Genomic DNA, 13,566 nt, shown 5'->3' with positions numbered 1-13,566 from the left:
GTCGACGATCTGCAGTCGTTCAGAATGCTCGGCTGGCGTAGTAGCAGTTGTCGTAGCTGGCGCCGCCCGCCAGCTTCCATGATCCGGAGTACGGTCGCGGTCCATCGCTTGCGGAGGTTCGGACGACGACCTGATAGTTGCCGGGCTTGAGCCGGATGGTCTTGGCGGGTACGCCGGCGCCGCCGCACGTCGTACCGAAGTATCGATTCATCAGGGCCGTCGTGCGCACCTGGCAGGTTGGGCAGGCCGGGACGGTGAGCTGACCGGCGACCGGTCCGCTGTAGAGGATCTCCAGCGCGTACGGCGAGTCGTTGACCACCTGCACGATGGCGGTGCCGGCGGGGCCGTCGCCGGTGCGTTCCAGCGGGGCGATGTCACCGGTTGCGCCGGCCCGGACCTTGGCCACCTCGGCGGCGATCCGCTTCTGCCGGGCCTGCGCCACCCGGCTGTCGCGCGGGTAGTCGGTGATGAACCGGTCCAGATACCCGATGGCCGAGTCGTACTCGCGGCCGGCGATCTCTTTCAACCCGCAGTTGTACAGCGCATCAGGACGGGCGGCACGGGCCCGGGCGGCTCCCGCCTTCGCCTGCGGCAGCGACACCGTGCCCAGGTAGGTCAGCTCCGCGACGGCCGGGCACGGCTGCCCTTGTGCTTCAGCGATCACCGAGGCGTAGGCGGTGTCGAGTTCGGACGCGACCGCGGCGGCCTGAGCGGTGCCAGGATGGCCGGTCACGACCTTCTCGAAGTCGGCGAAGGCCTTGCGCCGCAGTTCCGCAGCATCGACTCCGTCGGCCTGTTCGGCCGCCATCTTGTTGTAGGACTTGCCGCGCTGCAGGTACGCCTCCGCGCGGCCGGCTCGAGCCCGCGCGACCAGCAACCCGGCCGGGTATCTGTCCAACTGCGCGTCGAACCACCCGGGATCTGATGAGGACTCGGCATCCAGCAGGTCCCGGCACTCACGTTGGTCCACACGGGCGTCGGCGGTGACGGACGTGAGGGTGAGTTCGTAGCGGGCTTGGACGCTCGCGTACCTGTCCAGCGCCGCCGGACAGTCGCCCGCCGCGTGGGCGGCGCGCGCGTCGGCCAGGGCCGACCGGCCGGCCGCCTGGTAGCCGAGGAACCCTGCGAAGATCAGCAGCACCAGCGTCGCTGCGGTCACCACCGGCCGACGTGGCAGCGGGCCACGCACGGCCATGGCGTGCGGCGGCCGGGCCAGCCGCCACGCGTCGAAGGTGGTGGCGCCGACGCCCAGCACTGCGACCGCGATCCAGAGACCGGGACTCTGCGAGGCGCTGTGCGTGGCAGCGAACCAGAGCACGAGGGCGGTCGCCACGAGGGCAGCCACGGCCCTTTTCCACCGGCCCAGGTAGAGATAGCCGGCGGCGACCCCGCTGACGTTCAGCAACGCCGCGATCCGGGGATCGCGGCCGCGAACGGACAGGTCGACCATCGGGCGTCGCCGGACAAAGACCGCTACCGCCAGCGGGTGGCCGTTCTCGTGCGCCAGCCGCTGCCACGCGAGTTCCTGTTCGCCGTCCCCCCGGCGCTGGGCGGCGGCCATCTGCCGGAACGCCGCCTCACCGAGTGCCTCCCGACGTGTCGCATCCGCTTCGGTTCCGGGGTCCGGTGCAGCCAGCAGGGCGTCGAGCCGCGGCGGAACGGGATGTCCGGCGAGCAGTACCGGGTAGATCAGGTCGATCCAGTCCAGGGTGGATCGGGTCCGGTCGGCCGGACCACGACCGGGCCGGCTCAGGCGGTCACGGGTCGCAATCAATACCTCGTCGAGTACGCCGAGATCAGCGCCGTGCCGGACGAAGGCGATGACCTGCACGACGAGCGCACCCTCGGTGCTGGTGGCGGCCTCGCCCCGCTCGATCGCCATGATCGTCTGATGGGCGATCGTGGCAGCCAGCGAGAGCAGACGTGGTCCTTCACTCGGCGATGGCACAGACATACTCCTATCGCTGGTGCGGTCGAGTCCCGCTGCTACACCGTGCCCGCCGTGGATGTTTGGCCAGTACAGATAGGGAAACCAGCCCTTCCCGAGAAGTCTGCGCGATTCATGCAGACGCGTCTATGCCACACCAGTGCGGCATAGACGCTGGCATCGGTGTGTGTAACTCTGTGTGGCCCGGAATGACAAGCGCCCGGACACGCGACCCGGAGCCCTGCTCAGAACGCAGTGGTCTGTTTCTCGTGGTCCCGCGTCAGGGGTGACGATGCATAACGGCGGCCGTCCGGTGAGGAGACCGGGGTAATCCCATGGAGGAGTTCTGTGTGGCCCTGGCGGCCGCGGTGGACGCCAAGACGGTCCCCGGACAGGGAGGGTGCTTCGCGTTTCGAGGTGAATTCAGTGGTGCGGGCGATCGAGTCCGTCGGTAACCGCCCAGAGCAGGCCGACGGCTCGGTGCGGATGACGAGCGGCGAGAAGGGTCTTGATAGTTGGCACATCGGTGTGGCCGAGTGCTTCAGCGATGCGCCGGTAGGTGACGAAGTCGATGTTGCGGTGTCGCGCCGCTATCTCCCATTCGGGTAGCGAAGCGAGCGCGTCACCAGCTGGGGGTTGAAACCGCTCGGTCTTGGCGGCTGCTTTAGCTCTTTCGGCTTGGAGTTCGGTCGCTCCCATGGCCTGTACGGCCTGATGTTCCGCCTCGGCGAGGGAATCGGTTCTGGTCAGCACGGGAACGAGCGGATTGATGTCGGCGACGGCGGTCAGGTCGATCTCGAGGACGGTCGGGCTCCGGTCGGTGAGGTGCACGGGTAGTCCGGCGTCGCGGATCTCGACCGTTCCGCGTAGGGCCTGGGTCGCCGACGCTAGCAGGGCTGTGGCCTCGGTCGGATGCCAGTCGAGGACGGGAAGGTAGGGTTTCCAGATTTCGAGGCCGAGGGTGTGCACTGTGGCACGCTTAGCGGCTCGGTGCCACACGAGATCCTCGGTCAGTTCACCGTCGAGTCCCGGGCCGGCGATCCATGCTTTGGCGGGAAGTGTCACACAGCTGGCCGCGGTGAGTGCGTCGGCGAACGGGCTTCGCAGGCCGGTGTCGCCGGGCCGGCCGAGCAGATCGCCGCCTACGTCGACCAGGCGGATGTGATCGGCACGCAGCTCTGTCGCGGCGTTCTGGATCTGTTGTCGCATGCCGTAGGCACCGCGGGTCGGGTCCAGCAGTACCAAGGGCAGCGGGATCTCGGCAGCAAGGCGTGGCAGTGTAGATCCGGCCGGGGCGATGGGTCGGCTGTGTGGGGTCACCTGCCACCAGCCTTGACGGGCACGCAGGGCACGGAAGTCGGCTGCGCTGCGGGGGCCGGGCAAGGGGTCGATGATCAGCCGGTCCCAGGCCATAGTCGCTATGCCCACGGCGTCGTCCGGGGCGAGCGCTGACAGGGCTGCTGCCGCGATGGCGTCGCCGCCGCCGCCGGCGGCGACCAGGAGCGTTCCCATCGTTTCAGCCTATCGATGACATACTCAGCGCAGTGGCCAGCGGGCTATGCCAGTCGTAGAAGGTAGCGAGTTGCCGGAGATTCAGCGGGTCCTGCCCAAGTACATGCAGATCGCCAACCATGTTCGCGATCAGATCCTGCGCGGTGATCTGGGTCCTGGCGATGAGGTGCCGTCGGAACGGCAGATCGCCGTCGAGTGGGCGGTCGCCCGACCGACCGCCGCACGAGCTCTGGACGCGCTGCGACAGCAGGGTTTCGTGGAGAGTCGGCAGGGTTCGGGCACGTATGTGCGTGACCGCATGAGACCCAACCGCTTGGCTCGGGAGCGGTACTCCCGGGCGAGGGATACCGGGAAGATCTATCCAGCGAACGAGCGTGCGGTGATCCTGTCCGCCGACTATGACATCGCCCCAGCCCATGTCGCGGAGGCACTCGGCCTCACCACCGGAGATCAGGTGGTGCGTCGTCAGCGATTGATCTATGCCGATGATGCTCCGGTCGAGCTCTCCACGGCCTGGTACGCGGGCAGGATGGGCGGGCAGGCGCCAAACCTGCTGATCCGTGAACGCATCCGCGCCGGCACGCTGGCCTACGTCGAGCAAGCATCCGGCCGTCAGGCGCGATACGCCCGCGACGAGATGAGTTCCCGGCTGGCCACAAGCGTCGAGCGTGATGTGCTGAGGTTGCCGCAGCCATCGGCGGTGATGCTGGTACGCCACGTGGTGTACGACGGCGAGGACCGGCCGCTGGAATTCACCGAGGCCGTGTACCCGCCTGAGCGCTGGGCTTTCGAGTCGACCTACCCGGTGGCGTGATCGTCGAGGCGTCGCCACTCGGGTGAGTAGACCGCACCGACCGTTGCCGATCGCAACTGGCCTATGCCACAATCCATTCAAGTGGCATAGGCCAGTTGGGTTGCGGGTCGGCCACTCGGTCATGCGACATGAATCGTGCGCCTCTACATCGTGAGAGAGGGCGGAGATGGCAGGACACACGTACTACGCGACGTCTGCCGATCGTCTGCTGGCAGAAGCTCAGGCGGTCTTGGACGAACACGTGACAGGGAGCGGGACCGGGCGCTGCCTGGCCTGCGGTGTTCCGGGACCGTGCTGGCGAAGGGAGTCCGCCGTGGTGATCTTCTCGCGTTCGCTGCGTCTACCAACTCGACGGCCGGGGGCGACGCATCCGGAGATCATCGGTGCCGTCCGCGTCGGTGAGCGAGGGCTGTTCGAGACGGCCCGGCGATGACGTCGTGTCAGGCCAGTCCACCACGCTGGGCAGCCACGGACAATCTGAAGTCGCTGGACACCCGCGTGCCGAACAGTGATGTCGTTCTCGCCGTACACCGCGGCGAGTGGAGGTGACGCATTCGCGGCGCGCGTGCATGTGGAGACGAATCTTGGGCCGCCCACGATGCACCTGCGGGTTGCCATGGCCGTGCGTCGAGGTCGAACTACAAGCGAGCCGGCGGCTTGAGCAGCACCGTGCTCGGACGTTTGTCAGCGATCCGCCGTAGCGATGGCCCGGGCGGCGAGGGGGACGCCTCCAGCATCGTTCAACCCGTGCCGTCACCAGAGCGGTACAGAGCCCTACCAGTAGAAGGAGCAACATCGTGGCCTTGTCCGACCCTGACGACCTGTACACGGGGTTCCTGCACCATCCATGGCAGCGACAGCGACGGCGGCCGGGCTGCACGGTGGCGGCGGGGCTCGTGCGCGCCACAGAGGCCACAGATGTCAGGCGGTTGGTGCTGTCTGCCGAGACCTGTCTGCTGGCCGGACGGTTCGAGCAGGCCGGGCGGGCGTGCGCGGCAGCGTGGGCGATGATGGGGTGGTTGCCGGTGGTGGAGCCGGAGCTGGTCGCGACGGTGTTGGCGGTCAACGCGCATCTCTGTGTGGCGGCACGGGCACCGCAAGCGGTGCAGGCCTGCCGCCGCTATCACGCGGCGGCGGTCGACCAGTACGTCGCCGGTGACCGGCGGCGGCTGTTCTACGCTCAGGCCCTGAACGCGTCGCTGTTGGCAGCCGTCAGCCCGGCGGCGGGTGCCGACGCCTTCACCCGGCTATTGCGACGACCGGGCCTGACGACCGAAGACGTCGTCGTGGCCGAATGGGCGTTGACGGCCGTGCGTACGCCGAGCGTCGCCGTCAACGCCGCCACGCGTGCGGCGTTACCGCCGATACCCGGCGGCACCCTGCTCGCCTTCACCGACTCACCCGATCCGGACTGCCTGGCCCGACTGATCCTCGCCGAGGCTCCGGCAGGTGTTTGCCGGCCTGCCGTCGCTTCCCGGAGGTCCTCGTGAACGCCGACGACGTGGCACGGCTGCGCCGCCTCGCCGCCCAACCGCAATGGCTGCGCCGCAGGCCCGTTGCCCGGGATGATTCCGCTTGTCCGCAAGAGTGGGAGATGGTGCTGCTGAGCGCGCGCCGGCTGCTCGGTGAGCGCCGGATCGCCCACGCCCGCGCCCTGCTCGAGCGTCGGCTGTCGGCGGTTGACGTGACCGGCCGCACCAGCGATCCATGGCTCATCGACGCGATCCTGCTGCTGCATCACCTATCACCGGCCACCGCCGAGAGTCCGGCCTGGGGATTGGCGTCCGCCCGGTTCGCGTACGCGTCCGCCAGCGGCTGCGGCGACGCCGAGCGGCGCCTGTTGGCCGGTGACGTGCTCGGCCAGGTCGCCCACGAACATGGGGACTTCCGGCTGGCCGGTGCCGTCCTGGCCGACATCTGGCAGCAGCAGCGGGCCGCCGGCCTCGGCGACGGCGCGTTCACCGTCCGGTTACGGCTGCGGCTGGCCGCCAGCCTCCATCACGGTGGCCGCTGCGGGCAGGCGCTCTGGCACACCAACCGCACCTGGCAGGAATGGACCCGTACCCGCATCCGAAACCCGCGACAGGGCGCACGGATCGCCGTCGCCTATGCCCAGGTCCTCGTCGGCTGCCGACTCCACCGCGACGCCGATGAATTGCTCGCCCAGGCCCGGCGCATCGCACCGTCGCTGGAACCGCTGTTGGAGCCGATCATCGTGCCGGGATCGGCGGCCTCGGTCCGGCTCACCGCCGAGCACCGGCCGGTCTGCGCCCGGCAGTTGGAGACACACGGCACACCCGACCCGCTGAAGGCGTCCGCCGTCGAGCAAGCCTGGAACACCAGCGGCCTGGCAGAACCGGGGCGGTCATGACCGACGACACCACCACAACGGTCTCGCCGACCCTGCTCGACACCACCGTGCCGCATTCCGCTCGCGTCTACGACTACTGGCTGGGCGGCAAGGACAACTTTTCCGCCGACCGAGCCGTCGGCGACGCCATGATCCACGCCGCCCCCGGCATTCGAGCCATGACCTGGCAGAACCGCCTGTTCACGCATCGGGTAGCCCGCCACATGCTCGACGAAGGCATCCGCCAGTTCCTGGACATCGGCGCCGGCATCCCCCGGTCACCGAACCTGCACGAAATCACCCAGAGAATCGACCCGTCCTGCCGGATCGCCTACGTCGACAACGACCCTCTCGTCCTGACCCACATCCGCGCACTGATGCTCAGCCACCCCGACGGCCGCATCGCCGACCTCAGAGCCGACCTACGCGAACCCGCCACGATCCTGACCGCACCGGCACTGCACGACACCCTCGATCTGACCCGCCCGGTCGGTGTCACCCTCACCGCTGTACTCATGCAACTCACCGACACCGACGACCCCTGGACCGCGGTGGCACAGCTACGCGACGCCCTGCCCTCCGGCAGCTGCCTGGCGATCACGCACCCGACCGCCGACTTCAACCCCCACGAGATGACCACGGCGGTGGACGCGGCCACCACAGCGGGCATGACACTGGTCGCCCGCACACGCGCGGCGGTCGAGGAGTTCTTCGGCGACTGGCAGCTGCTGGAGCCCAGTGTCGTCCCGGTATCGGCATGGCGGCCCGACGAGCCAGTGGACAACCCACACGCCGCCTACTACTGGGCCGGCCTCGCCCGCAAACAGTGACACCGCCCAGAACCGGCACCACACCGTCACGGAACCGGCGACCCGGCCACACCGGACCAGCAACGATCCGCTTCTATCCCGTCACCCACCACCCAGCAAGATCAACTTAAGCCAAGTGGCATTGCACAGGATCGCCGCCGCCCGGGGCGTCATCTGGAAGCCGGAGCAGTCGTCGCAGTGGTCCGCCCCGCATTGACCGACGGGGAACAGGGCAGCAAGCCCGGCAGTCCTCCAGCACCGGCACCAGTCGCATCTTCCTCGCCGATGGACACTGTCGAGCCGACCACCTCGACGCCCACTACGTTCTCGACGATCGCATCAGCGTAGAGAACCCAGTCCAGGGCCGCCGCATCATCGGCGTGCACGGCGTCGCGTTCAGCAGCCCGAACCTGATCGGCACTACGGTCGCCGTCAGCGACGAACCCGGCCTCGGCGACCCGTTCGAGCACCGCCCTGCGCAAGATAGCCGCATCGGTGACCTCGACCAGCACTTCGGCGGTGATCGTGAACCGGCGCCGTGCTTCGTCCATGACGGCAGCATAAGCCGCGGGTGACACCCAGCGGCCGATCCGGGATCCCGACAGCGCGCATTAGATAAGCAACTGACCGTTGCTTCGCGCCGCCTGCCGCTCTAGTGTGACCCCCACCACTTGAAACCTTTCATTCAAGGAGCGGTATGTCTCCGAATCGAAACGAGCGTCAGCTATCACGGCGCGGTCGAGCGGTCCTCGCGACCGCCACTTTGCTGGCGTCGACCGTCCTCGTTACGGGTGGACCAGGCGGCTCTCAAGCCGCAGCCGTATCTGCAGAGCAGGTTCCCGGCCGTGCTGCCCCGCTGTCGGCGGATACTTTCGCAGCACCCCCGATGAGCGTGAAACCGATGTACCGCTGGTGGATGCCACTTGCCTACACCGACGACAACGAACTGCGCCGGGAACTGCGCGACATCGCGGCCGGTGGGGCCGGCGGTGTCGAGGTGTCGCCGTTCATCGTTGCGGGTGCCGGTAACCAGACGAACGCCTTCCTGGCGCAATACGGCTGGGGCACCCCCTCGTGGGCGCACAAGATGGAGGTCATCACCGACGAGGCCGCTGATCTGGGGCTCACCGTCGACCAGAACCTCGGCCCGGCCTATCCCCCGACCGTGCCGACGCTGAACAGCTTCAACCAGCCGCAGGCAGAGCAACAGCTGATCTTCGGGCGGGAGTTCAACGCCGCGGGCAGCACGCGCACCGGTGCGCTGCCCGCGCCCGTGACGGCACCGCCGTCGGTGACGACGAAGCTCTGTGCCCCCGCGGCGACCGGTGACCGTGTCTTGCGCGTGCAGAGTCTCGGCGGGTTCGCGGCCGGCGACACCATCACGGTCGGCACCGGGACGTCCACCGACAAGGTGACCGTCATCGGCCTCGGAGACCGCACCGCGGACTGCGGCACCCTTGCGGTCTCCCGAGTAGCGGCCGCACACGCGATCGGCGCAACCGTGGTCGACGTGGCGCGCACTACCCGCATCAAGACCCTTGTCGCGCAGTGCACGACTGCCTGCGCCGCCGGTGGCTCCGGTGCGGTCTCGCTCGACGCGTCGTCCGTGGCGGATGTGACAGGCCGAGTGTCCAGCGGTGGCGGACTCACGTACACCTTCCCCGCGGGCAACGGGAACCCGTGGGTTGTCATCGACCTGCTCCAGACGGCGTCCGGGCTCATCGCGCAGAGCGGCGGCTATACGGCGACGCAGCCGAACTACGTGGTCGACCACTGGAACCGCGGCGGCGTACAGATCCAGACGAAGTTCTGGGACGACAGGGTTCTTACCCGCGAGGTCCGACGCAACCTTGAACGCATCGGCGGCGGGGCGATCTTCGAGGATTCTCTCGAGCTCGGGAACTCTCAGAAGTGGACGTGGAGTTTCCTGCGGTCCTTCGAGAAGCTTCGCGGCTACGACCCGACGCTGCTGCTGCCGGCCCTCGCCGGAGCCGGCCTGCAGGGGACCGGGACACCGGCTTTCGAACTGGTGGGCGTCGGCCCACAGGTTCGTGAGGACTACCGTCGGACGCTGAGCGATCTGTACACCACCGAGTACGTCGCTGCGATGCAGCGCTGGGCACTCAGCCACGGCCTGCAGTTCCGGGTCCAGTCGTACGGCACACCGATCGCGTCCGGGGACGCGGCTGCGGCCGCCGGTATCGCCGAGGGCGAGTCCCTCAACTTCGGTAGCCCGAACCCGGTCGGCGCCGAGCAGGACTATCGCGTCCTTGCCGGTGGTGCTCATGCCGCCGGAAAGAACATCATCTCGACCGAGTGCTGCGCGGCGTTCTTCGGCAACTACCGCTCCAGCGTGGCCGGTCCGAACATCGGTGGCCAGTACGGTCAGGGCGGTGACGGGACCCAGGTCGGCGGCAAGTACTCCCAGGGGCTGCTCGACAGCATCAACAAGGCCTATGCCGGCGGTGTGAACCAGCTCGTCTGGCACGGGTATCCCTATCGGGACGCGCCCGCCGGGGTCGGCGCGGCCGGCCGTGACGGATCATGGCCGGGATACCACCCGTGGGACATCTTCGGTGTCCTCAACGTCAACGACGAGTTCGGTCCGCGGCAGGCCAATTGGGCCGACTACGCCGCGATCAACGCCTCCCTGGCGCGTACGCAGCTGGTCCTGCGCCAGGGGCGCAGTGTGTCGGATCTGGCTGTCTACTACGAGGACCTCGGACTCGCCGGCAACAGCGTCGGCGCCCAGCAGCCCACGCAGCACCTCCTCGGGACAGACTCCGCGACATCGAGCGCCGGCTACACCTACGAGTACCTGACGCCGGGAATCCTCGGCGACATGTCCGTTCACGAATTCGGCTACCGCGCCCTGGTGCTCAACAACCAGACGACGATCTCGGTTGCCGACATCAGGGGGTTGCTCGCGTTGGCGAAGAAGGGTCTACGGATCTTCGTGATCGGCGCCGCGCCGAGCACCACCACCGGAGCAGACCCCGACCGTGCGCGGCTCCCGCGTGCCGTCGCCGAGCTGCTCGCGCAGCGCACGGTGACCCAGGTCGCCCAGGAGAGCAGTCTGCCCGCCGCGCTCGCCGCGGCCGGGATCCGGCCGGCTGTCACGCCGAAGGAGCCGACCGCGGCACTCGGGCTCGTGCGCCGCGCGACGCACAACGCCACCTACGACTACGTGTACAACCGGTCGGCGAACACGGTCGTCACCGAGCTGACCCTGACCGGGAGCGGCACGCCCTACCTACTCGACACGTGGACCGGCAAGATCACCGCAGTGGGCGGGTACACAAGCACCCGGACCGGCGTCACGGTGCGCGTGCACATCCCGGCGTACGACAAGGTCATCCTCGCACTCGCCCCACCATCGGCCCGGCTGGGCGCCGCTCCCGCGGTGCATGCGCTGACCAGCACCGGCGAGATCATCGCGGCCGGCGCCGGCCCGGTGACGGTCCGCGCCGACCGCGACGGCCGTTACACGACCAAGCTGAGCGACGGGACAACCCGGGACACCGATGTCAGCGACCTGACCCCCAGCCAGGCCCTGACGTCGTGGAACCTGCGGGCACAGACCTGGACGCCGGGCGAGAACCAGTACACGACGGTGAAGACCGACCAGCCGAGCGTCGCGCTGACCGCCGGCGCGGACGGCAGGCTGCCGTCCTGGCGGGAGATCACCGGGGCGGTCGACCTCAGCCGGTCCTCCGGTATCGGCACCTACACCGCGACGGTCGAGCTGCCGGCCACCTGGCGAAGCAGCGACGGCGCCTACCTGGCACTTGGCGACGTCCTCGACACCGTCACGGTCACCGTCAACGGGATGCCCGTGGTGGTCAACCAGTCCGACCGCGGCCGGATCGATCTGGGCCGAAGGCTGCGGCCGGGTACCAACACGATCGCCGTGCGGGTGGCCACGACGATGTTCAACGCGGTCCGCACGACCGGAGACAGCAACTACCAGACGCCGGACTGGCAGCGCGCCGGGCTGCTGGGTCCTGTCGTGCTGACGCCGTACCGGGATACGGTGCTGCGGCCGTAGTTGTCCGGCGAACCGTGGGCGCCGGACCCGTGAAGGTCCCGGTGCCCATGGTTCGTCAGGTCGATGAGTGCCGGATCGCCGGCAGCCATATCGTGTCGACGAGCTGCGCGAGGTCGTCGCTCGTCGGTGGCCGGCGGGTGTGGGTGAACTCCCACATCACGACGGCATGGCCGATGTTGAGCGCCAGCGAGGAAGGCGATCCGGTGATTTCGCCGCGGGCGCGTGCCTGCTCGATCAGCTCACCGACCGCCGCTACCAGGATCTTGCCGCTGAAGACACTGGCGTGCTGACTCGGGTCGCCTTCGATGGCGATGCCCCGGGAGGCGTCACCGAATGGCCCGCGCATGAACCGGGTCATGTCCTGCAGAATCGTCAGCAGGTCGGTGCGCAGGTCGCCGCGGGATTGCAGGGTGCCCAGGGCTGTCGCCTGTGCCCGGGCCAGCAGAGCCTGAGCCAGTTCGACGCGCCCACTCCACCGCCGGTAGATCACCGACTTCGCGGCACCGGATCGCGTCGCTACGCCCTCGACGGTGAAGCCGGACCACCCACGTTCGGCCAGTTCGGTCCAGGCGGCGTCCAGGATCGCCTCCTCGAGTACCAGCCCGCGACGGCGCGTCTGCTTCTCACCTGAGTCGCGGTTCGGCACGGCGCCGATTGTCGCATCGCGGGTAGAGCCGCGACTCATCGCCGTGGCCCGGCTTGCGGAACTTCGCAGTGCAACACATGGCAACCCTTTGCCCGACAGTTCCGGCGAACTGGACGCTGGGTACATGACAACGGATCAACTTGGTTCGGCCTTGATCGCTGATTGGCGGTGGCCCGCGGCGCGGGGATGGCCCGTTGACACGTCTCTGGTGGATCCGGTGCCGGCACCGCCTATGAGCGTCCTCTGCCGGACTGACACGTGAGTACGCCCGCCGACGTTCTGGTGATCGGCGCCAGCGCCGCAGGACTTTCCACCCTGGCCAGCCTGCGGCGGCGTGGGTACCCGGGACCGGTGACCGTGCTCGGCGCGGAGCGACATCCGCCGTACGATCGTCCTCCTCTGTCGAAGCAGGTTCTCTCCGGCGCCTGGGAGCAGGCCCGAGCCCACCTGCGTCCCGCCGAAGCGCTGTCCGCGCTTGACGCGACGTTCCTGCTCGACGATCCCGCCATGACGCTCGACACCGCCGAGCGGTGCGTCGTGACGGCGTCGGGGCGACGCCTGAGCGCGGAGGCGATCGTCTTGGCGACGGGTGCTCAGCCGCGGACGTTGCCAGGGCAGGCCACCACCGGCGGAGCACACGTTCTGCGCACCCTGGATGACGCCCTGGCGTTGCGCGCTGATCTTGCGGGCGCACGGCGGGTAGCTGTGGTCGGCGACGGGGTGCTCGGCACGGAGGTGGCAGCCACCGCACGGGAAATGGGGCACGAGGTCACCCTGCTCGGGCCGCAGACGACGCCGATGGGCGCGCAGCTGGGTCCGTTGGTCGGCCGGCTCCTCGGTGAGCTGCATACCAGCAGAGGGGTACGGATACGGGCCGGCGCCGCGGTCAGCGCTCTGACATCCGAGTCGGCCCGGGTGACGGGCGTACGTCTGGAGTCCGGTGAGGTTCTGCCGGCGGATGTGGCCGTCGTCGCCTTCGGTGCGGCTCCGGCGACCGGCTGGCTGACCGGCAGCGGCCTCGTTCTCGACGACGGCGTGGTCTGCGACGCGCAATGCCGGGCCGCGGACGGAATGTGTGCCGCTGGTATCACGAGACGCTGGCGGCCACGGTGCGGCTGGAGAACCGGACCAACGCCGGCGAACAGGCCGACCTCGTGGCGGCGAACATTCTCGGCGCGGGGGCGGTGTACACCCCGGTGCCCTACTTCTGGACCGACCAATTCGGGATCAAGATCCAGGTGTACGGGACGCCGGCACCCGATGCGGACGTGAGCGTCCTCGACGGTGACCTGGCCGGTGGCCGTTTCGTCGTGCTCTACCAGCGCAACGGCAGACCCGTCGCGGTCCTCGGCTGGAACATGCCCAAACAGACCCGCCTGCACCGGCAGCTTCTCGGGCCCGGGCACGGCGTGCACACCCCAGCCGTCCTTACCTGAACGACGCCCTCTCCAGCAGGGCAA

At 68.7% G+C, this 13,566-nt stretch carries 10 protein-coding genes and 1 pseudogene; 7 read left to right on the top strand and 4 right to left on the bottom strand.

Annotated features, from left to right (window positions below; genetic code table 11):
• Positions 1 to 19: 19 nt before the first annotated feature.
• Together AB0E94_RS41500 and AB0E94_RS41495 are read right to left on the bottom strand one after the other, a co-directional pair.
• A complete protein-coding gene (locus AB0E94_RS41500; protein ID WP_360338133.1) occupies positions 20 to 1,948 on the bottom strand; it encodes a hypothetical protein in 1,929 nt (642 codons plus the stop codon).
• Between the two features lie 402 nt (positions 1,949 to 2,350).
• Positions 2,351 to 3,439 (bottom strand): DUF1152 domain-containing protein, encoded by a 1,089-nt coding sequence (locus AB0E94_RS41495; RefSeq protein WP_360338130.1) that lies wholly within the window; start codon positions 3,437 to 3,439, stop codon positions 2,351 to 2,353.
• A gap of 70 nt (positions 3,440 to 3,509) precedes the next feature.
• Between AB0E94_RS41495 and AB0E94_RS41490 the strand changes: the two genes are divergently transcribed.
• The 4 genes from AB0E94_RS41490 to AB0E94_RS41475 all read left to right on the top strand — a co-directional run bounded on the left by AB0E94_RS41490 (position 3,510) and on the right by AB0E94_RS41475 (position 7,433).
• Positions 3,510 to 4,253 (top strand): GntR family transcriptional regulator, encoded by a 744-nt coding sequence (locus AB0E94_RS41490; protein ID WP_360338127.1) that lies wholly within the window; start codon positions 3,510 to 3,512, stop codon positions 4,251 to 4,253.
• A 797-nt stretch (positions 4,254 to 5,050) separates the two neighbouring features.
• Positions 5,051 to 5,743 carry a hypothetical protein gene (locus tag AB0E94_RS41485; protein WP_360338124.1) on the top strand — a complete coding sequence of 231 codons (693 nt, stop codon included), beginning with the start codon at positions 5,051 to 5,053 and terminating at the stop codon, positions 5,741 to 5,743.
• Between the two features lie 104 nt (positions 5,744 to 5,847).
• Complete coding sequence (locus AB0E94_RS41480; protein ID WP_360338121.1) at positions 5,848 to 6,624, top strand: hypothetical protein; 777 nt, start codon at positions 5,848 to 5,850, stop codon at positions 6,622 to 6,624.
• Positions 6,621 to 7,433, top strand: coding sequence for an SAM-dependent methyltransferase (locus AB0E94_RS41475; protein WP_360338118.1), 813 nt, complete (start codon positions 6,621 to 6,623; stop codon positions 7,431 to 7,433). The genes AB0E94_RS41480 and AB0E94_RS41475 overlap by 4 nt, the downstream gene beginning before the upstream one ends.
• 149 nt (positions 7,434 to 7,582) lie before the next feature.
• On the opposite strand, the gene AB0E94_RS41470 is transcribed toward AB0E94_RS41475, so the two are convergent.
• Positions 7,583 to 7,963 carry a hypothetical protein gene (locus AB0E94_RS41470; RefSeq protein WP_360338115.1) on the bottom strand — a complete coding sequence of 127 codons (381 nt, stop codon included), beginning with the start codon at positions 7,961 to 7,963 and terminating at the stop codon, positions 7,583 to 7,585.
• A gap of 335 nt (positions 7,964 to 8,298) precedes the next feature.
• On the opposite strand from AB0E94_RS41470, the gene AB0E94_RS41465 reads away from it, so the two are divergent.
• On the top strand, positions 8,299 to 11,460 hold the full coding sequence (locus AB0E94_RS41465) for a glycosyl hydrolase (RefSeq protein WP_360338112.1): 3,162 nt from the start codon (positions 8,299 to 8,301) through the stop codon (positions 11,458 to 11,460).
• Positions 11,461 to 11,515: 55 nt separating this feature from the next.
• Here the strand turns inward: AB0E94_RS41465 and AB0E94_RS41460 are convergent, their stop codons facing one another.
• The gene (locus AB0E94_RS41460) at positions 11,516 to 12,106 is read right to left on the bottom strand and encodes a TetR/AcrR family transcriptional regulator (protein WP_360338109.1); all 591 of its coding nucleotides are present in this window, start codon (positions 12,104 to 12,106) and stop codon (positions 11,516 to 11,518) included.
• Between the two features lie 258 nt (positions 12,107 to 12,364).
• On the opposite strand from AB0E94_RS41460, the pseudogene AB0E94_RS41455 reads away from it, so the two are divergent.
• Together AB0E94_RS41455 and AB0E94_RS41450 are read left to right on the top strand one after the other, a co-directional pair.
• Positions 12,365 to 13,120, top strand: a pseudogene (locus tag AB0E94_RS41455) (NAD(P)/FAD-dependent oxidoreductase); the annotation flags it as partial.
• A gap of 59 nt (positions 13,121 to 13,179) precedes the next feature.
• Positions 13,180 to 13,542 (top strand): oxidoreductase C-terminal domain-containing protein, encoded by a 363-nt coding sequence (locus tag AB0E94_RS41450; protein WP_360338106.1) that lies wholly within the window; start codon positions 13,180 to 13,182, stop codon positions 13,540 to 13,542.
• Positions 13,543 to 13,566 lie beyond the last annotated feature (24 nt).

Origin of the sequence: Actinoplanes sp. NPDC026670 (genome assembly GCF_040638175.1) — a bacterium.
In the GTDB taxonomy this organism is placed as follows: Bacteria; Actinomycetota; Actinomycetes; order Mycobacteriales; family Micromonosporaceae; genus Actinoplanes.
The sequence above is the reverse complement of the archived record's forward strand: the minus strand, read 5'-3'. Positions and strand labels throughout refer to the sequence as shown.